33 protein-coding genes are annotated in these 20399 nt (G+C 32.7%); all 33 read left to right on the top strand.

The features are described from left to right. The first annotated feature begins 7 nt into the window (after positions 1 to 7). The 33 genes from LQ622_RS01575 to LQ622_RS01415 all read left to right on the top strand — a co-directional run bounded on the left by LQ622_RS01575 (position 8) and on the right by LQ622_RS01415 (position 20389). The gene (locus LQ622_RS01575; protein WP_239774621.1) at positions 8 to 292 is read left to right on the top strand and encodes a hypothetical protein; all 285 of its coding nucleotides are present in this window, start codon (positions 8 to 10) and stop codon (positions 290 to 292) included. A 73-nt stretch (positions 293 to 365) separates the two neighbouring features. Next, positions 366 to 2342 carry a hypothetical protein gene (locus tag LQ622_RS01570; protein WP_239774620.1) on the top strand — a complete coding sequence of 659 codons (1977 nt, stop codon included), beginning with the start codon at positions 366 to 368 and terminating at the stop codon, positions 2340 to 2342. 22 nt (positions 2343 to 2364) lie between these two features. Continuing rightward, a complete protein-coding gene (gene bet, locus LQ622_RS01565) occupies positions 2365 to 3144 on the top strand; it encodes a phage recombination protein Bet (RefSeq protein ID WP_239774619.1) in 780 nt (259 codons plus the stop codon). Then, positions 3134 to 3847: an MBL fold metallo-hydrolase gene (locus LQ622_RS01560; protein WP_239774618.1), complete on the top strand. Its 714-nt coding sequence runs from the start codon at positions 3134 to 3136 to the stop codon at positions 3845 to 3847. Before bet ends, LQ622_RS01560 begins: the two co-directional genes overlap by 11 nt. A gap of 15 nt (positions 3848 to 3862) precedes the next feature. Continuing rightward, the gene (locus LQ622_RS01555; RefSeq protein ID WP_204182928.1) at positions 3863 to 4420 is read left to right on the top strand and encodes an endonuclease domain-containing protein; all 558 of its coding nucleotides are present in this window, start codon (positions 3863 to 3865) and stop codon (positions 4418 to 4420) included. A 1-nt stretch (position 4421) separates the two neighbouring features. Beyond that, positions 4422 to 5162 (top strand): conserved phage C-terminal domain-containing protein, encoded by a 741-nt coding sequence (locus LQ622_RS01550; RefSeq protein WP_481817260.1) that lies wholly within the window; start codon positions 4422 to 4424, stop codon positions 5160 to 5162. Between the two features lie 9 nt (positions 5163 to 5171). Beyond that, positions 5172 to 5966, top strand: coding sequence for an ATP-binding protein (locus LQ622_RS01545; protein WP_239774616.1), 795 nt, complete (start codon positions 5172 to 5174; stop codon positions 5964 to 5966). Between the two features lie 18 nt (positions 5967 to 5984). Then, positions 5985 to 6173 carry a hypothetical protein gene (locus LQ622_RS01540; protein ID WP_239774615.1) on the top strand — a complete coding sequence of 63 codons (189 nt, stop codon included), beginning with the start codon at positions 5985 to 5987 and terminating at the stop codon, positions 6171 to 6173. Continuing rightward, a complete protein-coding gene (gene ssb / locus LQ622_RS01535; protein WP_239774614.1) occupies positions 6170 to 6664 on the top strand; it encodes a single-stranded DNA-binding protein in 495 nt (164 codons plus the stop codon). Before LQ622_RS01540 ends, ssb begins: the two co-directional genes overlap by 4 nt. Positions 6665 to 6702: 38 nt before the next feature. Continuing rightward, positions 6703 to 7032 (top strand): hypothetical protein, encoded by a 330-nt coding sequence (locus LQ622_RS01530; RefSeq protein ID WP_204168940.1) that lies wholly within the window; start codon positions 6703 to 6705, stop codon positions 7030 to 7032. Then, positions 7004 to 7336 (top strand): hypothetical protein, encoded by a 333-nt coding sequence (locus LQ622_RS01525; protein WP_239774613.1) that lies wholly within the window; start codon positions 7004 to 7006, stop codon positions 7334 to 7336. The genes LQ622_RS01530 and LQ622_RS01525 overlap by 29 nt, the downstream gene beginning before the upstream one ends. 2 nt (positions 7337 to 7338) lie before the next feature. Next, entirely contained in the window at positions 7339 to 7557 is a 219-nt protein-coding gene (locus LQ622_RS01520; protein WP_239774612.1) for a hypothetical protein, read from the top strand. Positions 7558 to 7587: 30 nt separating this feature from the next. After that, positions 7588 to 8013 carry a hypothetical protein gene (locus LQ622_RS01515; protein WP_239774611.1) on the top strand — a complete coding sequence of 142 codons (426 nt, stop codon included), beginning with the start codon at positions 7588 to 7590 and terminating at the stop codon, positions 8011 to 8013. Further along, positions 8013 to 8483, top strand: a complete 471-nt coding sequence (locus LQ622_RS01510) for a hypothetical protein (RefSeq protein WP_239774610.1) — start codon at positions 8013 to 8015, stop codon at positions 8481 to 8483. Before LQ622_RS01515 ends, LQ622_RS01510 begins: the two co-directional genes overlap by 1 nt. Positions 8484 to 8487: 4 nt before the next feature. Then, entirely contained in the window at positions 8488 to 8715 is a 228-nt protein-coding gene (locus tag LQ622_RS01505; RefSeq protein WP_239774609.1) for an SAV1978 family virulence-associated passenger protein, read from the top strand. Positions 8716 to 8772: 57 nt separating this feature from the next. After that, the gene (locus LQ622_RS01500) at positions 8773 to 9714 is read left to right on the top strand and encodes a DNA cytosine methyltransferase (RefSeq protein WP_481817262.1); all 942 of its coding nucleotides are present in this window, start codon (positions 8773 to 8775) and stop codon (positions 9712 to 9714) included. Then, complete coding sequence (locus LQ622_RS01495) at positions 9689 to 9940, top strand: hypothetical protein (RefSeq protein ID WP_239774608.1); 252 nt, start codon at positions 9689 to 9691, stop codon at positions 9938 to 9940. The genes LQ622_RS01500 and LQ622_RS01495 overlap by 26 nt, the downstream gene beginning before the upstream one ends. A 206-nt stretch (positions 9941 to 10146) precedes the next feature. Beyond that, positions 10147 to 10317 carry a hypothetical protein gene (locus tag LQ622_RS01490; RefSeq protein ID WP_239774607.1) on the top strand — a complete coding sequence of 57 codons (171 nt, stop codon included), beginning with the start codon at positions 10147 to 10149 and terminating at the stop codon, positions 10315 to 10317. A gap of 71 nt (positions 10318 to 10388) precedes the next feature. Beyond that, a complete protein-coding gene (locus tag LQ622_RS01485; protein ID WP_239774606.1) occupies positions 10389 to 10565 on the top strand; it encodes a hypothetical protein in 177 nt (58 codons plus the stop codon). Between the two features lie 5 nt (positions 10566 to 10570). Further along, the gene (locus LQ622_RS01480) at positions 10571 to 10954 is read left to right on the top strand and encodes a hypothetical protein (protein WP_239774605.1); all 384 of its coding nucleotides are present in this window, start codon (positions 10571 to 10573) and stop codon (positions 10952 to 10954) included. Between the two features lie 20 nt (positions 10955 to 10974). Next, the gene (locus LQ622_RS01475; RefSeq protein ID WP_239774604.1) at positions 10975 to 11472 is read left to right on the top strand and encodes a Holliday junction resolvase RecU; all 498 of its coding nucleotides are present in this window, start codon (positions 10975 to 10977) and stop codon (positions 11470 to 11472) included. 22 nt (positions 11473 to 11494) lie between these two features. Beyond that, on the top strand, positions 11495 to 11899 hold the full coding sequence (locus tag LQ622_RS01470) for a hypothetical protein (protein WP_210126550.1): 405 nt from the start codon (positions 11495 to 11497) through the stop codon (positions 11897 to 11899). Between the two features lie 263 nt (positions 11900 to 12162). Beyond that, positions 12163 to 12894, top strand: a complete 732-nt coding sequence (locus LQ622_RS01465; RefSeq protein WP_119493580.1) for a DUF4145 domain-containing protein — start codon at positions 12163 to 12165, stop codon at positions 12892 to 12894. 31 nt (positions 12895 to 12925) lie between these two features. Then, the gene (locus LQ622_RS01460; RefSeq protein ID WP_119493579.1) at positions 12926 to 13111 is read left to right on the top strand and encodes a hypothetical protein; all 186 of its coding nucleotides are present in this window, start codon (positions 12926 to 12928) and stop codon (positions 13109 to 13111) included. A gap of 132 nt (positions 13112 to 13243) precedes the next feature. Continuing rightward, positions 13244 to 13675, top strand: a complete 432-nt coding sequence (locus LQ622_RS01455) for a terminase small subunit (protein ID WP_107617047.1) — start codon at positions 13244 to 13246, stop codon at positions 13673 to 13675. After that, positions 13672 to 14952 carry a PBSX family phage terminase large subunit gene (locus LQ622_RS01450; protein WP_239774603.1) on the top strand — a complete coding sequence of 427 codons (1281 nt, stop codon included), beginning with the start codon at positions 13672 to 13674 and terminating at the stop codon, positions 14950 to 14952. The genes LQ622_RS01455 and LQ622_RS01450 overlap by 4 nt, the downstream gene beginning before the upstream one ends. Before the next feature lie 17 nt (positions 14953 to 14969). Then, entirely contained in the window at positions 14970 to 16586 is a 1617-nt protein-coding gene (locus LQ622_RS01445; RefSeq protein ID WP_239774602.1) for a hypothetical protein, read from the top strand. Positions 16587 to 16594: 8 nt separating this feature from the next. Beyond that, complete coding sequence (locus LQ622_RS01440; RefSeq protein WP_239774601.1) at positions 16595 to 17644, top strand: phage minor capsid protein; 1050 nt, start codon at positions 16595 to 16597, stop codon at positions 17642 to 17644. 5 nt (positions 17645 to 17649) lie between these two features. After that, on the top strand, positions 17650 to 17904 hold the full coding sequence (locus LQ622_RS01435) for a hypothetical protein (protein ID WP_239774600.1): 255 nt from the start codon (positions 17650 to 17652) through the stop codon (positions 17902 to 17904). A gap of 202 nt (positions 17905 to 18106) precedes the next feature. After that, entirely contained in the window at positions 18107 to 18715 is a 609-nt protein-coding gene (locus LQ622_RS01430; protein ID WP_239774599.1) for a phage scaffolding protein, read from the top strand. A 3-nt stretch (positions 18716 to 18718) separates the two neighbouring features. Then, on the top strand, positions 18719 to 19090 hold the full coding sequence (locus LQ622_RS01425) for a hypothetical protein (RefSeq protein ID WP_065381301.1): 372 nt from the start codon (positions 18719 to 18721) through the stop codon (positions 19088 to 19090). 39 nt (positions 19091 to 19129) lie between these two features. Then, the gene (locus LQ622_RS01420) at positions 19130 to 20170 is read left to right on the top strand and encodes a major capsid protein (RefSeq protein WP_239774598.1); all 1041 of its coding nucleotides are present in this window, start codon (positions 19130 to 19132) and stop codon (positions 20168 to 20170) included. A gap of 36 nt (positions 20171 to 20206) precedes the next feature. Then, positions 20207 to 20389, top strand: coding sequence for a hypothetical protein (locus LQ622_RS01415; protein ID WP_037587707.1), 183 nt, complete (start codon positions 20207 to 20209; stop codon positions 20387 to 20389). Positions 20390 to 20399: the final 10 nt, after the last annotated feature.

Here is a 20399-nt window from a genome sequence, read left to right as displayed (position 1 = left end):
GATCTAAATGCTTGAAGTAGGAGAACAAAGGAAATCAAATTTTTCATTATCAGGATTTTGGTTTGAAAAAGAAGTTGTTTATTACGATGACTATATTGATATGAAAATCAGATGTAATAGAACTGAAAGAACAATAGTATCAGCTTGCTTTACATCAGCTGATGATTACGAAACACAGAAAGAAAACATTGTAGCAATGCTAAATGACTATTTGTTAGAAAACACGACCGAAAACGAAAGATTGTATAACTATTTGACCAGTAGACATTGGAACCATGATTTATTCGACTAAAAAAGACACCTCGACCAAGGTGTCCAAATGAGAAATAAGATTTGTAAATATTATACCACAGGAGGATATGGATATGGAAATCAAGCTGATTAAGTTAGTGCTAGATAACTTTAAAGGTGCTAAACATTTTGAATTAAATGCTGAAGGTAAAGACATTGTAGTTAAAGGCGAAAATAACACAGGTAAAACAACAATTGCAGATGCTTTTTATTGGTTACTTTTCAACAAAGATAGTAAAGGTGCTACTAAATTTTCAATAAAAACTTTAGATAGCGCAGGAGAAGAAATAAACAATTTAAAGCACAGCGTTTATGCAGTCTTAGATATTGACGGCAAAGAACAACATATTAAGAAAACTTATTCAGAGAAATGGACAAGAAAACGAGGTCAAGCGAAATCAACTTTCACAGGACACGAAACAGTATACGAATTAGGTGCTACAGAAGATGAATTAACACCTAAAAAATTAAAAGACTTTAATGAATTTATTAATTCAATCATCAGCGACGAACAAATTTTCAAACTAACAACTAATCCGTTTTGGTTTAACAGCTTAAAACAAGATGAACGTAAAAAGATATTAATGAGTTTAGTTGATGAAGTGACAGACGAAGATGTAATTAATTCAGATAGTAAGTTGAAAGAACTTAAAAAATTATTAGGTGACGGATCATTAGAAGATTTTAAGATGCGAATAAGTCGAAATAAGAAATCTATCAATGAAGATTTAAAGGCTATTCCAGTACGTGTAGATGAAATCAATCACAATATGCCAGACGTTCGAAAATATAACAAACAAGCTTTAGAAGAAGAATTAACTGAAATAAACAATCAAATTAAGGAAGTAGACATTGAAATTAAAGATGTAGAGAACGGTTTGGAAATTGAAAAGATTGAGAAAGATATCAAATCTAAAGAACTCGATATCCAGTATTTAAAAGATAATCACAATCATGGTAACAAGCGAGAATTATCGTCATTGATCAACCAAGATTCTGAACTACAAAGAGCAATTGCAATAAAACGTAGAGATTTAAGCAATTTAACAGCTGAACTGCAAAAAAATGAAAGTGTAATGGAAGAGCAAAACGAAAAATTCAAAGCATTAGGTATCAAACATAAAGAATTAGTAAATGAACAAAAAGAGTTTACGACAGCTACTGTATGTGATTGTTGTGGTCAAGAAATACCAGACCATATGCAACAAGAAGCTATACAGAAAATGAAAGAGAATTACAACGCTGATAAGTCTGAAAGATTAGAGAAAATACAATCAGACGGTATTGAAATTAGAAATAAAGTGAAACAACTATCAGAACAAAACGATGAAATTGAATCAACTATGGAAGAACTGAAAGAAGAAATTGAAAAAGAAACAAAGAAAGTAGAAGAAATCAAAGAAAGTATCAAAAAAATAGAAAGCAATAATACAGATGTTACAGATACAGATGATTACAAACAATTAGATAGCGAAATTAAAGCCTTAAAAGAGAAAAAGGGACAATCTATTCAAAGTATGAGCGAAGACGTTCAAAACATCGTTAAAAACAAAAAAGAGCCACTAATTAAACAACAACAAGATATTAAACAAAAATTAGATGATATCCAAGTTAGTCAACGTGCAGTAGATCGTATTAAAGAACTTGAAACTAAACAAGAACAATTAGCACAAGAATATAACGACTTAGAACATGCGACATTCTTAACAGAAGAATTTACGAAACAAAAAGTAAATCTGATGGAAGGTTCAATCAATGACAAGTTTGAAATTACTAAATTTAAACTGTTTGATGTTCAGATTAATCAAGGTGTTCAAGATGTTTGTATCGCAACTCATAACGGCGTTCCATTTGATAGTGGATTAAATAACGCAGCAAGAATAAACGTCGGTTTAGATATCATAAACGCTTTATCTAAGCACTTTAATTTCTATGCACCAATCATGATTGATAACGCTGAATCTGTTACAGACGTTCATAAAACAACATCTCAACAAATTCAATTAGAAGTAAGTAAAAAGGACAAAGCGTTAACAGTAGAAGTAATTTAATAAAAAAAATGGAGGAATTAAAATGACAAATCAAAATCAAGTAGTAGAGAAATCAAGTACAACATATGAGGTTAACGGTGAAACAGTTAAGTTATCACCTTCAATCATCAAAAAATATTTAGTAAGAGGTAACAAAGAAGTTAATGATCAAGAAATTATGATGTTCTTATCACTTTGTAAGTATCAAAAATTGAACCCATTCTTAAATGAGGCGTACATCGTTAAGTTTGGTGGAGATGCTCAAATAATTGTTGGTAAAGAGGCATTTATGAAACGTGCAGAGTCTAACGCTAAATACAAAGGTATTGCAGCTGGAATCATTGTTGAACGTAACAACGAATTACACGAAATTGAAGGTGCTGTAAAGCTTAAAAACGATGTTTTAATTGGTGGCTGGGCAAAGGTCTATCGAGAAGATAGAGAAATGCCGATTGTAGCTAAAGTATCGCTTGATGAATACGATAAAAAGCAATCTACATGGAAACAAATGCCATTAACAATGATTAGAAAGACTGCAATCGTAAACGCACTACGTGAAGCTTTTCCAGAAAATTTAGGTGCTATGTATACCGAAGAAGAAAGTATTCAACCAATCAATGTAAATGATGATGTTCAGCAAGAAATTAAACAGAATGCTAATAAAACAGCAATTGATATTCCAAAAGAAGAACCTCAAAAAGTTGAAACACCAAAACAACAAGAAAAAGTAGAAGTTGAGCCTGTACAGTTTGAAGAAGTTAAAGAACCAAAACAAGCTAAACAATCAATATTCGATGAAAGACTATTTGGTAATGAAAATTAATTGTATAGGTAGTGGTTCCAGCGGGAACTGCTACCACATTACAGATGGTGAAACAGAAGTATTACTTGAATGTGGGTTTAACTTCAAAAAGATACAACAAGCTTTAAATTACCAACTTAAAACCATTTCAGCATGTTTAATCAGTCATAGACACAATGATCATATCAAAGGATTAAAAGAACTATTGAACTACGGTATCAACTGTTATATCGGTGAAATCGAAAAAGACGAACTGATAGCAATAGATAAAAGGTATGACAACTTTAGATTGAAAGGTATTCAGCCTTTAGAACATTTCAAGATTGGCACGTTAACAATATTACCCTTTGATGTGCAGCATGACACAGGTCAGCCATTAGGTTATCTCATTCAGTCAGACAGTGGCGACAAGCTACTGTTTGCGACTGATACCTATTACATCAAATATACGTTTACAGGACTCACTCACATGCTAATTGAATGTAATAACAGTATCGAAATATTAAATCGAAATGTAGAAAATGGCGTACTAAATTCATCTTTGAAAAAGCGAATTAGAAAAAGTCATTTCAGTTTAGAGAATGTAATTGATTTTATAAATGACTGTGATTTATCGAGATTGAAAGAAACATATTTAATTCATTTATCTGATAGTAACTCAGACGAAGTATTGTTTAAGAAATCTATTCAAAAAGTTACTGGAAGACCAGTATATGTACTTTAAGAAAGGAGAATAGGAATGGAATTTATTATGCATAGTGATAGTGATATTTTATCGAAATTTGAATTCGATAAAACAAAAGATGTTTATGAAGAAATAAAAGTGAAAATGCTGAACGATTTGATAGGTACAAACTTACTTAATGGATCAACAGAAATTGAAAATATTAAATCACCAATTGAACAACTTTTGTATTTGAATTTAAAATATCTCTCATTTTACCACGGTGAATCAAAAATAAGCATAACTCCTCAATATTTGATTCAAACAAGAAATAAAAAATATTTCGCTGACTTTTTAATATCCATGTCTGAATTTATGGAAATGGAAGATGGAATGCTGTATAGAGAACAAAAATTAATCATTGAATGTGATGGACACGATTTTCATTACAACACTAAAGAAAAGATTGAACAAGATCGAATTAGAGAAAGAAATATTTCTAAACTTGGTTATGAAGTGATTAGGTATACAGGAACTGAACTATATAGAGATTCTAGTAAGTGTGCATTTGAAGTACTTCAACTTTTAGAAAACAAATTAAAGAAAAAGAAATTCCAAAAATTGATTACGTGAGGTGAAAACATTGAAAGAACAACCTAGTTATTACTCAATATTAACTGCTGATGTTAGATATAGCACATATATAAACGACAGTGAGAAAGTTCTGTTTTCTGAAATAACTGCTTTAAGTAATAAAAACGGGTTTTGTAGTGCTTCTAACAAGTATTTCGCAGAACTTTACAACGTAAATAAAGATACGATTTCTAGAAGAATAAACAAGTTAAAAACTAATGGATTTATTGATGTAGAAATTGAATATAAAGATAAACAAATAATAAAAAGAAGAATATACCCATTGTCGCAAATCAATAGAGGTATCGTGACAAATCAAGATAGGGGTATCTCGAATTCACACGGTAAGGGTATATTGTCAAATCACGTAGAGAATAATACAAGTAATAATACTACAAGATTAAATAATACAAGAAGAATAGATATATTGTCGGGCAACCCGACACCAGCACCTTATAAATCTATAATTCAATATTTGAATAGTAAGACTGGAAAACAATATAAGCATACATCAAAGAATACGCAAAAATTAATCAAAGCAAGAATAAACGAAGGTTTTACAGAAGAAGACTTCAAACATGTTATTAACGTAAAAGTAGAACAATGGATTAATGATCCTAAGATGTCTGAGTATCTAAGACCGACAACGCTATTTGGAAATAAGTTCGACACATATCGAAATGAATTATCCAAAGAAATAGCTGATGAAGATAATCCTTATCTTAAATATATGAATAGTTGAGGTGATTAAATGAATGGTCTATTCAATCCAAAGTTAGCAAATAAGTTAGAACAAAAAATGCAGCCTAAGTTATTAGAAAAAGGCAAATGTGAGAAATGTGGTCGAGATTATGAGGAATATCAATTTAAAAATGGTTATACCTACAGACTGGGTTGTGACTGCGACATGATTGAACATGGTAAAAAGTTAACACGTAATTTCAAGCAACGTCAAAAACAAAAAGAAATAAATAGAATTTTAAGTTTTTCAAGTGAGAATGAAGAAACTAAAAACGCTACTTTTGAAACTTACATTCCAGAAAATCAAAACCAAGAAAAAGCAAAAGTAATCTGTGAAAGATATGCCAACTCATTTGATAAAGATAATAAGCAGTCGCTTTTATTACAAGGTTCATTTGGATTAGGAAAATCACACTTAGCAATGTCAATAATAAAAGAAGTGAAAGCTAAAAATTATTCAGTACTCTTTATTAATTTAACTGAATTGATATCTAAGTTCAGATCTACCTTTGATAAAGATAGCGAATATTCAGAAACAGATTTAGAAAGAGCGATAGGACAAGTTGATTTAATGGTTTTCGATGACTTCGGTATGAATGTCACGGATTATGGCATGTCAAAACTATTTCAAATTGCTGAAAGTAGAGTAGGTAAGCACAACATCATAACAACTAATCTATCAGTCAAAGAATTAACGAAAACAAAAGACCAACAAAGATTATTTAGCCGGTTAATGTCTAACACCACTGGCATTACTTTGGAGGGTGACGATTACCGAATGAAAGGATTTAGAAGTCTAAAGTAATTAACAGGAGGAAATTAAATGATGCCAATAACAGTTAAAGACATTATTACACGATTAAATTGTAGTGAAGCATACGCTCGAAAGTTTATGAGTTTATGTAACTTCGACCAAGCATTAATCAGAAAAGAACTCGCAAGACAAATCCATAAAAGAGAAACAACACCAGCAATCATAATTAATAAACCAATGGAGGTAGCAACAATATGATCAATTCTGTAACGCTTGTCGGGCGCCTTACAAAAGACCCTGAACTTAGAACTACTCCGAGTGGCGTTGAAGTAGGTAATTTCACTTTAGCAGTCAATCGAACGTTTACTAATCATCAAGGCGAACGCGAGGCTGACTTCATAAATTGCATTGTATTTAGAAAACAAGCAGTAAACGTCAATCAATATTTATCTAAAGGCAAGTTAGCAGGCATTGTTGGACGACTTCAAACGAGAAGTTATGACAACAAAGAAGGGCAAAAAGTATTTGTCACTGAAGTTGTTTGCGATAACGTTCAATTCCTAGAGCCTAAAGATAGTCAAAACGGCTCAAATTCATATCAAAATGGAACGAGTTATCAAAAGGGTAACAACTATACCCAAAATAGCCAAAACGTCCAACAGGGGCAAAATAAAGCAAAATACGACCAACAAAATAATCCATTCAACAATGGCAGTAATTTTAATGATGACGATTTACCTTTTGACTAAATTTTAGAACATATCCTTTATTCGACGAGGTGCGAAATATGACAACAAAACCGATTTTTAGGTTATCAGATGCAGTTAAACAGAACTATAAGCTAAAACGTCCGTTAATTGACCAATTTCAGACGTTTATAGCAAGTATTAAACAATCTGGACACTATATAAACGATACAGATGCTTTGCAGTGGTTTTTAAGAAAAAACGATGTATATGGCTTTATTTTATACATCGGCATGACCACTGAAAATGAAATCAGAGTAACTATGTCAGTTGAAAAGCAAAGATTGGTGTCGAACAGAAAGAGTCTAAACAAACTAAATGACCAAATGGAGAGTGTAAAAAATGTTACAAGAAGAAAAAATAACAGCTGATGGCAATGAATACATTTTAACGCCACAACAAGTAAGAATGGCTGAAGAAAACAACTTTGATAAAAGTTTTATAAGAATGCGTATAAGAGCAGGTTGGAAGTTGAATTTAGCTGTAAGTGTTCCTCGAGGTGTACCGAAATGTGATGCCGAAGCATATATGAAGTTCGAAGAGTTAGATGGACGTAAGAGAAAACCTAAAAAGGATTATTCAAAACCGAAACCATGGTTAGAAAAATATCTTCAGAAAACAGAATTCGGAGATTATGCTAAACAATTATTCAATGACTGTTGTGGGAGTTGGTAAATATGATCACTAAAATTAGTAATGAAAAATCTTGCTTTGAAGTTGGTAAAAATGGCGTAGGCACTATTACCGAGTGGAGAGTAAATGTTGATGTAGTAGACATTTTTAGAGTAGCTGATGTTAATGGTCATCTACTAGCTTTTAAAGGATTTATTAATAAGAATTACAAAATTGAACGTGAAGAAGTAGTTAAAAAGCAACTAAGCATATTTGACATTTAGTCATGCTATTAATTTTAGAAGGTGATATAGATGGTGAAAAAGTTAAATGGAAAAGGAAGTCTGGCAATGTTATTTGAAATATACACATATTTAAATAACAAGAAAAGAACACCTAGCGAGAATGTTATCTACGAGATGATTAATGATCAATACAAGTCCACATTTGAAACAAGTCCGACTTATTACTATCGACTATACAAAGATAAAGCCAAAGTGAATAAATCTACTTTTACTGGAAGAGTGAAAAGAGGTTGGTCATTGGAAAAAGCTTTAACTACAGAAAGGTTAAGTTATGGTGCAACGTCATTGAAATCAGTAGAAAAGATGAATGGAACTGAAAAAGATATCATTCGATTTATTGAAAATAAACTACCACTCAATCCAAGACAATTAAAGTATATCGAAAGTAACCCAGCGTTTGCTGAGAAATTAAAGAATAGAAAGGTTGAGTGCTAATGGAATTTAAAGCAGGCTATAGAGTGCATGTGAGAATGTTGCTTGGGGTAAAAACAGATTTTTATGCAACGTTAAGAATTTTCGATGAGTTTCGTTTCGAACTTACAGATTGTAGTAATATTTTATTCAATAATTTCAAGGTATGCAGACCAAACACAGAAGAATATGGGTTAAATGGTTATCATTACTACACCCTAGCAACAGACGAAGAAGATGCAGAACCACCTGTCATTCAACATATTAGCAACATGTATAACGATGTACCAACAAAATATGTTGTTGAAGTGCAGGGTTCATATGTAAATGACATCCACCTAAGAGGCTCAACAAAAATGGGTGGTTATTGGGGAAGTTATACACCCGATAATGAAAAGTTAGATATTAGGAATGTTTGGATAACAGATGATTACAGAAAAGCCTTAGGAATTGCCTATCTTGTAAACGGTGAAGTTCAAAAGTTCAAGGAGTGATGTAATGCGTACAGAATACTTTAAAAACAAGTATTACCTAATCAAAGGTAATCAACGTATTGCTCACGTTCACATAGTCGATGGAACATATAAAGTGTGTGGACATTACAAGAAGTTCAAAGAATTTAAACATCGTGAGTTTAATAAAGAAACATTTGAACAATTCAAAGCAGCACATGATTTGAAGTTAGAAGAAGAGTTAGGAATGCAGTTAAGTATATTTGATTTTTAAGGAGTGATGCTAAATGAACAACCATGTAAAAATACTTGAGTTGTTTGGTTAGGTGGCATAGGCGCACCTAGAAAAGCCATGTTAAATCTAGGCTATCCACACAAAGCTATTGATTATGTAGAAATAGATGAGAAATCAGTTAGAACATACAACGCACTATATGACCATTTACATCAACCACAATCAGTAGTTGGTTGGAATCTTAAACCAGACATATTGGTACATGGGAGTCCATGCCAAGACTTTAGTCGCGCTGGAACTAGATTAGGTGGTAATGATGAAGATAAAACACGTTCATCGTTGATGTGGGAAACAATTAGGATAATCGAAAACATGGGCGTTTGGAAACCTAAAGTCGTGATATGGGAAAACGTCAAAGGTGTGTTAGCAAAAGATATGATCCATAACTTCAAAAAGTATTTTGTTGAAACGGAACGACTAGGATATACCAACAATTACAAAGTGTTGGACAGTAGAGAGTTTGGCATACCACAAAAACGAGAACGTGTTTTTGTTATTAGTATGCTGGACGGTCACTGGTTTGACTTCTCGTCATTAAAATGTAGACCTATGAGAAACGTAAGTGAGTTCTTAGAAACGAATGTTGATGATAAATACACAATCAAATCACCGTCTATGTTAAGTGCGATAAACAAGCGACAAGGTTTTGGTGGAGGACTCAAACCAATTGAAAATTATAGCTGGACGATTACAACAAAACAAAATAGATGTCCTAACAGTGGCATCGTTCCGATTGGAAATGGACAGTATCGATTATTAACCGAACTAGAGTGTTGGAGACTTATGGGGTTTGAAGATGAAGATTATTATAAGGTCGCAGATGAACACCCGACACGTAAGAATACGACAAACGGAACGTTATATAAACAAGCTGGCAATAGTATCGTAGTTCAAGTGTTAGAAGCAATATTTGAAGAAGTGTTGAAAATCTTGGAAGAAGAAGTGAAGGAAAATGAAAAAATTCAAGTATTGCAATGATAGCGAAATGGATAAAGTAGTTAAACGTTATAAAAACGGTGGCAACAATAACAACATCTATGTTCGTCTATTTGATACGGGACAGGTAGAAACCATTGAAGTGTTTAAAGAAGATATCGGCTTTGTAGTGTTTAATTCGATTAAAGAAATGCACGAGTACTTTAGAACTACTGGAAAGCCATATGTTAAAGATTTACTTGAAGGGAAACAATTGAATTTATTTTAGGAGGACTAACTTATGAAACACCAATATATTATAACTACAAAATACAATAACCGATATATCTTATATTCTGAGGCTCGATGGACTAAAGAAACTATCCTTAGAGCAGTAAAAAACGAAGATACGACAATCGTATATACCTTAAATAATAAAGAGGTCATTATAGATACCAAAACTATAAGTCGTATAGATTACAGGGAGGAACCATTATGAAACTATACCTAATCATATTAACGATATCGCTTATAGCACTATACACATTTATCAAACGATCATATACGTATGCAAGCGCGCAGGATGAAGTGGAGGCACCAATCGATTATGAGTCAGATAAGTATAAAGAGGCAGAAACATGGTTTAGTGGAGTTGGTAGACATTGATATTCGCAGCAACACTATTTGTAATTATAGTTTTAGCACTAATATTAATGGCAGTAATGGAGGGATAGAGTATGGCATCAGTACAAGAACAAATTAATGAAATTCAAACTAAAGATGAATTAATTAAATGGTTGATCAATGAATATGTTTTTTTATCAATTAAGGTTTACGGCACAGAAAATGAACAAGTGTTACTTCAAGAATTAATGTCGTTACAAGGTGAATTTAAAAAATTAAATGAGGAGTGATTAATATGGATAAAGACATATTAAATTATTTAGATAAAGTTGGGCAGTATATTCAAGGAGCAAGCGAAAAAGGTTTTGAAATTTATGTACATGGTGTGTTTGTAGAATCTATCGCATTAGGAATATCAGGATTGTTAGTTGCTATTATCAGTTTATCAATTTTATTTTGGTTACAGTATGGTTATTGGACATCAAAGAAAAAAGGTTTAAGTAATGGATTTAGAAGTGACTTTTTTAATGCGATATCAACACCAACTGTAATAGGGACAGTAGTATTCGGTGTTTTGAGTGTAGCAGGGATAGTTGTAATGTGTGACAATATCACTGGTATATTTGCACCAGACTATGTAGCGATAAAGGAAATTGTAAAAGGTATAAGTGGTAAATAGCCTAATAAGGAGTTGATAAATTGAACAGAAAACAAGCTAATCGAGGTATGTGGTTTGAAACAGTAATAGGCAATATCAATCGTGTGTACAAACAAAAGAAGATAGCAATAATCGATAAAGTAGCAACACCGATAAGTTATAACACTAGGACAGGTAAAGCACGGTATCAAGAAAAGAGTACAGTCGATTTTGTAGGCTGTAACAACAAAGGTAAGTACATAGCCTTTGATACGAAAGAAGTTAAAATTAAGAATTTACCTTTGAAAAATGTGAGTGATCATCAAGTTAAGTATTTGACCGATACTAAACGAATGGGTGCTGAAGCTTTTCTATTAGTACTATTTAGATTTAACGACACATGTTTTAAATTAGACATTGACCAGTTTAATGATTTTAAGAAACAACATGAACGTAAAAGTATTCCGTACGAATGGTTTGAAGAAAATGCTGAATTAGTTAGGAGTGGTAATGGCGTAATTTTCGACTATTTAACCGATGTAGACCACATCAAAAACTAAACCAATCGGAGGAATTGAACACATGACTTATTCGACTAAACAAGTTTTAACTTTAATAAAAGAGTATCAAGACAATGTAAAAACTATTGCACGTTTGAGAAAAGAATATATTGAAAATGTATGTGGTGGAAACATAGCCCAATATGGAATTGAATCATCAATGCCAAAAGCGGTAGGTCAAACATCAGACCCAGTATTTAGAGAAGTAACAAGATTACTTAAACAGGATAAAATGTTAAACAGATATGAAAACAAAATTAAATATGTACAAGATCGTTGGGATAGAGTTTCAGATGAAACACAAGAAACAATATTAAACCAAGTACTCTCTGGTGTGAGTTACGAAGAAATAGCAAAAACAATGGGTAAAACACCAAGTAGAATAAGCCAAATAGTAAAAGAAATAGCAGTAATTATGACCGATTAATGTAATTAATGTTATTAAAGTAATTAATGATAATTAGGAAGAGTGACAAGAATATGTTATGTAGCTTACCATGGAAGGCAGGACGGCTAGGCAAATTTCAATCAATCAAACTGATAAGTTTGTACGTCGCCCTACACAACCTTACGGCTATTGTCCATATCCTTTCTATAATCCTATATATTAATTAAATCCATCTGGCTTTTGCTAGGTGGATTTCGTATAATTAGATTGTATTTAATTATTATAGGGGGAGAGGTTATAGAATGGAAGAAGCAATGAAAATATGGGGATTTAGTGACTGTGAATATTGTGGTAATAAGACTAAAAGTTTATGGACATTAATTGGTTTAGATAAAAATAGAGAAGATTATTATTATTTAGGTGTAATAGATTATGAGAACGAAAGAATATATCCCAGAAATCATATAAATAGGCCATTATCCTTTCGGGATGAGGAATATAAAAGTTTGTTTCGGGGAGCTTCGGACTCTATAGATGCATATGCTAATTTATTTTACTTCGAAAATTGTGAAGTATGTCAAGGTGCATGTATCTATGATGCTAATACTGGCATGAAAATACATCCAACTACTTCAAGTATAAAAGAACCTAATAATGATATGCCTAAAAATATTAAAGATTTATATAATGAAGCTAGTTCTGTGTTCGAATCATCTCCTAGATCCTCATTGGCTATAATTAGATTAGCTTTAGATTTGTTATGTATTAAATTAGGTGCAAAAGAACAAGATAATTTATTCAAAAAAGTAGAATGGCTATACAATGAAAATGTAATAGATGCCGAATTGAAAGAATTAGCACATGGCGTTAGAGGTTTGGGAAATGGAGCAGTACATCCAAGAAATATAGATGAAGAAATTAATAAAGACGATGCAATTATAGTATTTGAATTATTAAATATTATTGTCGAAGAAAAAATTACGAAAGAAAATAGAAAAAACGAATTAGTAAATAGATTTAAAACATCTGATTAAGTTCAGGTGTTTTTTATTTGGAGTTGAATATATGAAAGTAATGGTGGTAGTAGCAGGTGTTTTAAAAGGTATTAGAAAAGTGAATAATGATTGTCACTTAATAGCAATGATTAAGAGATTGAAGAACGATGCTGAGGCAAGTAAAGTATTAATTGATTATGATCCAATTGTTAAAGGCGATAAAGATTATGATATAGAAGTAGAGTTGATTACATGAAGAAATTCAAATATGTGATTAACTCTATTTTTTATATTCAAGCACATTTGTATTTAGTAATTATGAAAGTATTTAAAGTAAAGGAATTAAAATAAATGAATGAGATTATCGTGAGAGTTGGTGGTAGATGAAATGAAATTAACAAGAAAACAACAGTTGTTTGCAGATGAGTATATCAGAACAGGTAACGCATATCAGTCGGCAGTAAGTGCTGGTTATAGTCATAACTATGCTAAAGGAAACATTGTAAAATTGTTGGAAAATGTGAGTGTTAAATCTTATATTGATGCAAGACTTGAAGAATTGAAAAAAGAAAGTATTGCCGAACAAGATGAAATACTCCAATACCTTACTTCAGTTATGAGAGGTAAAATGACAGATGAAGAATTAATGTTAGTTCCAACTGGCGATTTCATGAGTGAAGTTGAAAGACACGAAAAACGTGCTGATATAGTTGCTAGAACTAAAGCTGCTGAATTACTAGGTAAACGGTACGCTATGTGGACTGAAAAACAAGAGGTGGAACATAGTGGTGCAGTTACGTTTGTAGATGATATAGAATGACAAACATAAAGAAACTATCAGAACTATTGCCTATGGAGTTTCACAAATCATGGAAAGCAGCTAAAGACCCAAATATATTGCACATTGTGGAAAAAGGTGGACGTGGTAGTGGTAAATCAACTGACCTAGCAATCATTATTGTTCAACTGATTATGAGATATCCAGTTAACGCAGTTTGTATACGTAAAGTGGATAACACGATTGAATTATCAATATATGAACAATTGAAGTGGGCTATTAGTCATCAAGGTGTTTCACATTTATTCAAAGTAACTAAATCGCCTATGAGGATTACTTATATACCTAGAGGGAATTATATTGCTTTTAGAGGTGCTAAAGACCCAGAAAGAATTAAATCATTGAAAGATGCTAACTTTCCATTCGCTATTGGTTGGATAGAAGAATTAGCAGAGTTTAAAACAGAAGATGAAGTAAAGACCATCACTAACTCATTATTACGCGGAGAGTTGGACGATGGTCTTTTTTATAAATTCTTTTATAGTTACAACCCACCAAAGAGAAAACAATCATGGGTTAATAAAAAGTATGAATCATCAATTCAACCAGATAATACTTTTGTACATCACAGTACATACAAAGATAACCAACATATATCGAAACAGTTTGTTGAAGAAGCAGAGGCAACTAAACAAAAAAGTGAAATGAGATATCGTTGGGAGTATTTAGGTGAAGCTATCGGTAGTGGCGTTGTTCCATTCGATAACCTACAAATTGAAACAATACCTGATGAATTATTTAACTCATTCGATAACATTCGAAGTGCAGTCGATTTTGGATATGCTACTGATCCATTAGCTTTTGTTCGTTGGCATTATGACAAAAAGAAAAACGTTATATATGCAGTTGATGAATACTATGGTCAGAAGATATCTAATAGAGAGTTGGCTAAATGGTTAACACGAAAGAAATATATGTCTGATGAGATATTCGCTGATAGTGCTGAACCTAAAAGTATTGACGAGTTAAAGAATGAACATGGTATTAAACGAATTAAAGGTGTGAAGAAAGGTCCAGACAGTGTTGAATATGGTGAGCAATGGCTTGATGATTTAGATGCAATAATCATTGACCCAAAGCGTACACCAAACATTGCAAAGGAATTTGAGAACATCGATTATGAAACTGATAAAGACGGTAATCCTAAACCAAGACTAGAAGATAAAGATAACCACACAATAGATGCTACTAGATATGCCTTTAGCGAAGATATGAAGAAGAAACCTAAGGCAGTCATTTCATCCAGAACAATGTGGTGAGGATAAGGAGGTAGACAATGGCAGAGTTAAAATCATTTACGCAAGAAGAAATCACTGAAACGCACGGTGATATGTTTTTATATAGAGACTTATATGACGGCCGTCATTCGAAGTTATTCGATAGAGCAAAAGCATTAATTGAACAAGGTGAAATCATTGACCGTATTGAATATGGCGATGTTAAAGCACAAAACGTTCAAACGCCATACATTGTAGTGAATATATCTAAAATGATTGTTGATATACCTACACTGTTTATTACGAGGTCAATGGGCAAACTTCAAACGAACTATCCAATCAATGAGATAGAAGATGATGAAGACTTCAACGCAGAAGATAATCATATCGAGGGAACACAAGATGATTCACTGAATGGCGAACTATTCGACTTACAACAAGAAACGTTAGACCAAATAGAAGTGAATTCAAACTTCAACAAACATCACGGAATGAATATAAAGCAATGGCAAATAGACGGTGGCATTGTGGCAGTACCTGAAGTGATTAACGGACAAGTAAAGTTATCGTTTAAAGAACGTAATGTGTATTACGAACTAGAAGACGGCAAGACATATCAACTTCGTTACATTGTTGAACGTGGTGATGACAAGTTTGTACATGTTCACGAAGAAGTCGAAGGAGAAGACGAATTAACAGGCAGTCATACTGTTTATCATATGGACGATAATGGAGACCTACAATTAGTGGATGATGAAGAAATCATATTTGATATTACTAAGCTTGAAAGAGGGCATCGTAATTACGTTTTAAAAGGTCGTAAGCGAACATTGTTTGTTTACCTACCTTATAGTCCAACATTCATGAATCGATACGGTAGAAGTGTTCTGATGGGACAAGAAGGCAAGCAAGACGAAGTGAACTGGACAATGACAAGAACAGCACAAATTTTTGAACGAAATGGTAAACCTAGAATATCTGTTTCAAAAGAGATAATGGAAAGATTAATGGAAGTCTCGTTAAGGAAATATGGTGTTGATAATAAGTTTGATCATCGCGATATCGAAATGACATCAATCGATGAAGACGGAAGGTCAATACAAATACATCAAATTGATATCTCAAAGATTGGTGACATTACTTATGTGAAAGACGTTATCAAGATGATGTTAATGGAAACACAAACAAGTGAGAAGGCAATTGATTTCTTTACTTCGGAAGGCGCACAAGCACAATCTGGTACTGCGAAGTTTTATGACTTATTCTTATCGATTATGAAAGCCGAACAAATGCGAGATGAATACATTGAGTTCATTCAACAAGGCGTTGAAAACTGTATGTGGTTACTGAATCGAGATAATAGCGACATCATTATTGAAAAACCAATCATTGTTCAAAAAGATATGATGCCAGTCACTTCAAAAGAAACTTCAACGTTAAACAATCAAAGTTATGCAGCAGGTACTCAATCACTTGAACAAACAGTTAGAAATAATAATCCAGATAAATCAGAAGAGTGGATTATGGAAGAAGTAGAAAAGATTGAAGCTGAAAGAACATCACAAGATAGCATGTCATTGTTAAGGGGTAACATGACAGGTTTAAACTTCAATGACAATAAAGAAGATGAGGAAGAAACTAATCCAGTTGATGAAGAAGTAAAAGGAATGGAGTAGGTGATTGAATGAAGATTGAACAAATAAAGCCTACAGTTGAGTTCTTGCAAAATGAAATACTTAAGTTAATTCAAGAAGTTGATTTATTAAGTGCTAGAGATAAACAAATTATGTTTAGAAATATTGAAAACTTGATTCAACAATTTGGTACAGATGTTTTTGAGTTTATTGAACCCGAACTTGCAAAAGTATATGAATCAGAGTTGAACATCGCAACGAAAGAATTAAGTAAGCAAGGCATAGCTTTATCAAACGAACTTAATTCACAAGTTCATAAAAGTGCATTAGCGACTATCACAAGTGATACAATGCTGGATTTACAAGCAGCACTTAGGCAAGCGTTTGTCACTACAGTTTCAACAATTAATCAAACATTATTAGAAGTTCAATCAGACATTTCAAGAGGTATCTTATACGGTCAGAATCGTAGGAAGATAATTCAACGGGTGTCTGATTCTTTTGTTCAAGGTGGTATGAAATCATTTAGAACAATTGATAATAAGTTATTACCTTTAGGCTTCTATACAGAAACAGTCGTGAGAACGAAAATAAGCACTGCTAGAACACACGCTCATGTTAATCATTATTTAGCTACTGGAAATGATTTGGTGTACGTCACAGGCAATTTAAACACATGTAGTGAATGTGCTAAATATCAAGACAGAGTATTTTCTTTAACTGGTAAAGATACAAGATTCCCACAATTAGATGTACGAGATGTTATTCCTGTTCATCCAAACTGTAAGTGTATGGTTAGACCTTTTGTTTCTGACTTCAAATCAGAAAGTGAAATTAATAAATACATTGCTAAAGGTAAAGACTTTAATCCTAATCTTGACCCTCGTACTAAAAAGCAAAGAGAAAGTTATGAACACGATCAACAATTAAAACGTAAAGCAAGACAAGAAATGAAAACATATAACAGTATCAAAGCAATATTAGGTGATGATGCCCCTAAGACATTAGGTGCATATCGAAGAATGAAACGTTCTAATAGTACTGGTTATGTAAAGATGAAACAGAAGTTAAGAGTCGCTAGGCAAGAAATGAAAGGGTGAAGAATATGATTGAACAAACTAAAGATAAGATAATCATTGATAAGTGGGGAGAAGATGTTCATTTCCTTAATGCTATTAAAACATTTATTGAGTTCTATCAAGATAATAAAGGTAATCATTTAGATACTTGTGAGGTTGATGTAGTCCAATCAGATGACAAAGATAGATGCTTAGATAACCGAGCAGCATACAGACAACATGAATTAAGTATTAATATGACGTACAACGATATAAAACATAAGTTACAAGATAATGTATAAACAAGCCGACAGTCGTGAGATTGCCGGTTATTTTTGTGCGTTTATCTAATCATAAGGAAGTGATCTAAACGTATCTCATAACGGTGGTATTCCGTTTGACCTGTTCGTAAGTCACTAAAAGACGATGTCGCAGGTACAAGCGTTATTGTACTAATCCAATCGGTGTCGGACATCGTTATCAAAACGTGAGGAGAGAATAAATATGAATAGAGAAACACTTAAAGCTTTAGAATTATCCGATGAACAAATTGAAAAAGTAATGGCAGAAAACGGTAAGGATATTCAAGACATCAAGTCGCAATTGAGTGAGAAAGATACAGAAATCAAATCTTTAGAAACCGAAAAAGAAACCTTATCTAAACAGATTACAACACTTGAAAAGAAAGCAAATGATTATGACAAGCTTGAGGGAACTAATAAAGAACTTCAAGAACAAATCAAAGACTTTAAAGTTCAAGTAGCATCTAACGAATTGGATAAGAAAATCTTAAAAGAAGTATCTAAAGATGCTTATGATCCAGACGATGTATTTTTATTTATTGATAAAGAAAAGTTTAATCGTGATGAAGAAAGTGGAGACATCACAAACTTTAATGAGGTCATGAATGAATTACGTGAGAATAAAGCCTACTTATTTAATCAAACTAACACTTCAAATGATGAAGGTGGTTCAGACGAAGAAGGTACGCCACCACCAAGCAATGATTACAAGTCTGGTGGACAAAGTGGCAATGGTAAGCAAAAGGTTGACTATTCAAAGCGTGGTAGAGATTTAGCAAATGAATTATTTGGAAAACAAAAGGAGGAATAAAGAATGAGTTTAAAACCAAAGAAAGTTCAATTCGAAAATGAACAACCAGAATTTTTAAGAGATGCTAAAAATCTTGAGTGGACTGTCGGTAACATCACTTTAGATTCATCTAAATTAACAGAAGGTCAAGTTATTAAAGGTGGAACAGCAGTATTTAAAAACACTGAATCAGATTTGTTTGAGTTAGTACAAGCTTCAACACCTGAGACAATGACTGCTCCAGTGTTAACAGGACATGCAGTTAAAATTGATGATGTTCAAGTTAATGAACAAGTATCAGCTTTACGTAAAGCATCTGTTTATGAAGAACTATTAACAGGCGTAACAAACAATTTCAAAAAAGCTACTCAAGGACGCATTACATTCGACGTGTAATACGTCCTATTTAATTGCAAATAAAAGGAGGAAATATTAATGGTATTAATTACTGAACACGAAAATTTACAAACACCTACATTACAAGCATTTATTGAAAATGCACCAGCTCAATCTTCAAGACGTTTATCAAATGCTTTTCCTACTGAACAAGTATTCGATATCAACGTAGCGTATAACGTTATTGATTCAACTGGAATTAAAGCAGGTTCTATTATTGGATTTGATGCTGCTACACCATTACGTAAGAAAGGTGATATCCAACAAGTATTGGCTAAGCTTTCTAAAATCGCTCATGCCTACCACTACACAGAAGAAGAAATGTATCGTTACAAAAACTCACGTAACAGTGCTGAACAAGATGCTTTAGTTCAAAATGCTTTATTATCAATCGCTGATTTATCTGAAGGTATTGAAGATACTAAAGAGTTAATCAGAGCAAACATGGTTTACCGTGGTGTGTTTGATTATGAAGATCCAAAATCAGAAGTGAAAATTCAATTTGATTTAGATTTACCAGATGAAGCTAAAACAACAGCAGGAGATTTCTCTCGTACAGATGTTAATCCATTAGAAGTATTAATGAATGAAGTTGAAAAGTACAAAGAGCGTAACAATGGTCAAGCACCTGCTTATGTTGTTATGAATTCTAAAACATTAGCGAAGATTAAACGTAATCCTAATGTTGCTGCTGACTTATATGGTTCAGAGGCTGGAAACAAAATTGTTCGTCAATCTGATTTAGATACTTTATTCACAGATATTGGCTTACCTAAAGTTGAAATCGATGATGCTCAAACAATTATCGAAGGTATCACTGGAGATATTGTTAAGAAACATTTAGATGATGATGTAGTCGTATTACACGCTGCAAACTTAGGTAATACATTAAGTGGTCCAGCCGCTGATAACAACTTCGCAAACGGTAAGTATGTTGTTTCTGTTGTTTCTCAAGACCCAGTTGGAGAGAAAACAATTGTCGGAGAAGTAGCAATGCCTGTATTGAAAAACATCAAAGGTATATCTATCATCACTGCAAATGAGCAGGTTGAAGAAACACAAGAAGTTCCTGAAGGTTAATTTTAACTTTCTAAAATAAATAAGGAGGTTAAATCAATGGCGAAATTTAAAGTGCTTAAACAAGTTGATGGTAAGAAAGAGAATAAACGTTTCGAACCAGGCGAAGAAGTTGAACTAACTGTTAAGCGTGTTCAAGAAATTGAAACAAACATTGATAAACAAAAGAAATTCAAAGGAACAGGTCCTTATTTCGAACGTATTGAAGAACCTAGCGAGTAGGTGATGATAT

Source organism: Mammaliicoccus sp. N-M50 (genome assembly GCF_022386995.1).
Lineage (GTDB): Bacteria > Bacillota > Bacilli > Staphylococcales > Staphylococcaceae > Mammaliicoccus > Mammaliicoccus sciuri_A.
Note: the sequence above shows the minus strand (reverse complement) of the source record. Positions and strands in the feature narration are given on the sequence as shown.

Excerpts from the sequence above, each read along its gene's own strand:
- ssb (WP_239774614.1), top strand. The coding sequence starts at position 6,170 with ATGATCAATTCTGTAACGCTTGTCGGGCGCCTTACAAAAGACCCTGAA.
- LQ622_RS01440 (WP_239774601.1), top strand. The coding sequence starts at position 16,595 with ATGAAGATTGAACAAATAAAGCCTACAGTTGAGTTCTTGCAAAATGAA.
- LQ622_RS01505 (WP_239774609.1), top strand. The coding sequence starts at position 8,488 with ATGCGTACAGAATACTTTAAAAACAAGTATTACCTAATCAAAGGTAAT.
- LQ622_RS01465 (WP_119493580.1), top strand. The coding sequence starts at position 12,163 with ATGGAAGAAGCAATGAAAATATGGGGATTTAGTGACTGTGAATATTGT.
- LQ622_RS01460 (WP_119493579.1), top strand. The coding sequence starts at position 12,926 with ATGAAAGTAATGGTGGTAGTAGCAGGTGTTTTAAAAGGTATTAGAAAA.
- LQ622_RS01425 (WP_065381301.1), top strand. The coding sequence starts at position 18,719 with ATGAGTTTAAAACCAAAGAAAGTTCAATTCGAAAATGAACAACCAGAA.
- bet (WP_239774619.1), top strand. The coding sequence starts at position 2,365 with ATGACAAATCAAAATCAAGTAGTAGAGAAATCAAGTACAACATATGAG.
- LQ622_RS01555 (WP_204182928.1), top strand. The coding sequence starts at position 3,863 with ATGGAATTTATTATGCATAGTGATAGTGATATTTTATCGAAATTTGAA.
- LQ622_RS01470 (WP_210126550.1), top strand. The coding sequence starts at position 11,495 with ATGACTTATTCGACTAAACAAGTTTTAACTTTAATAAAAGAGTATCAA.
- LQ622_RS01485 (WP_239774606.1), top strand. The coding sequence starts at position 10,389 with ATGGCATCAGTACAAGAACAAATTAATGAAATTCAAACTAAAGATGAA.
- LQ622_RS01435 (WP_239774600.1), top strand. The coding sequence starts at position 17,650 with ATGATTGAACAAACTAAAGATAAGATAATCATTGATAAGTGGGGAGAA.
- LQ622_RS01520 (WP_239774612.1), top strand. The coding sequence starts at position 7,339 with ATGATCACTAAAATTAGTAATGAAAAATCTTGCTTTGAAGTTGGTAAA.
- LQ622_RS01515 (WP_239774611.1), top strand. The coding sequence starts at position 7,588 with ATGGTGAAAAAGTTAAATGGAAAAGGAAGTCTGGCAATGTTATTTGAA.
- LQ622_RS01415 (WP_037587707.1), top strand. The coding sequence starts at position 20,207 with ATGGCGAAATTTAAAGTGCTTAAACAAGTTGATGGTAAGAAAGAGAAT.
- LQ622_RS01560 (WP_239774618.1), top strand. The coding sequence starts at position 3,134 with ATGAAAATTAATTGTATAGGTAGTGGTTCCAGCGGGAACTGCTACCAC.
- LQ622_RS01455 (WP_107617047.1), top strand. The coding sequence starts at position 13,244 with ATGAAATTAACAAGAAAACAACAGTTGTTTGCAGATGAGTATATCAGA.
- LQ622_RS01450 (WP_239774603.1), top strand. The coding sequence starts at position 13,672 with ATGACAAACATAAAGAAACTATCAGAACTATTGCCTATGGAGTTTCAC.
- LQ622_RS01570 (WP_239774620.1), top strand. The coding sequence starts at position 366 with ATGGAAATCAAGCTGATTAAGTTAGTGCTAGATAACTTTAAAGGTGCT.
- LQ622_RS01480 (WP_239774605.1), top strand. The coding sequence starts at position 10,571 with ATGGATAAAGACATATTAAATTATTTAGATAAAGTTGGGCAGTATATT.
- LQ622_RS01490 (WP_239774607.1), top strand. The coding sequence starts at position 10,147 with ATGAAACTATACCTAATCATATTAACGATATCGCTTATAGCACTATAC.
- LQ622_RS01575 (WP_239774621.1), top strand. The coding sequence starts at position 8 with ATGCTTGAAGTAGGAGAACAAAGGAAATCAAATTTTTCATTATCAGGA.
- LQ622_RS01430 (WP_239774599.1), top strand. The coding sequence starts at position 18,107 with ATGAATAGAGAAACACTTAAAGCTTTAGAATTATCCGATGAACAAATT.
- LQ622_RS01540 (WP_239774615.1), top strand. The coding sequence starts at position 5,985 with ATGATGCCAATAACAGTTAAAGACATTATTACACGATTAAATTGTAGT.
- LQ622_RS01545 (WP_239774616.1), top strand. The coding sequence starts at position 5,172 with ATGAATGGTCTATTCAATCCAAAGTTAGCAAATAAGTTAGAACAAAAA.
- LQ622_RS01525 (WP_239774613.1), top strand. The coding sequence starts at position 7,004 with ATGTTACAAGAAGAAAAAATAACAGCTGATGGCAATGAATACATTTTA.
- LQ622_RS01530 (WP_204168940.1), top strand. The coding sequence starts at position 6,703 with ATGACAACAAAACCGATTTTTAGGTTATCAGATGCAGTTAAACAGAAC.
- LQ622_RS01420 (WP_239774598.1), top strand. The coding sequence starts at position 19,130 with ATGGTATTAATTACTGAACACGAAAATTTACAAACACCTACATTACAA.
- LQ622_RS01445 (WP_239774602.1), top strand. The coding sequence starts at position 14,970 with ATGGCAGAGTTAAAATCATTTACGCAAGAAGAAATCACTGAAACGCAC.
- LQ622_RS01510 (WP_239774610.1), top strand. The coding sequence starts at position 8,013 with ATGGAATTTAAAGCAGGCTATAGAGTGCATGTGAGAATGTTGCTTGGG.
- LQ622_RS01495 (WP_239774608.1), top strand. The coding sequence starts at position 9,689 with ATGAAAAAATTCAAGTATTGCAATGATAGCGAAATGGATAAAGTAGTT.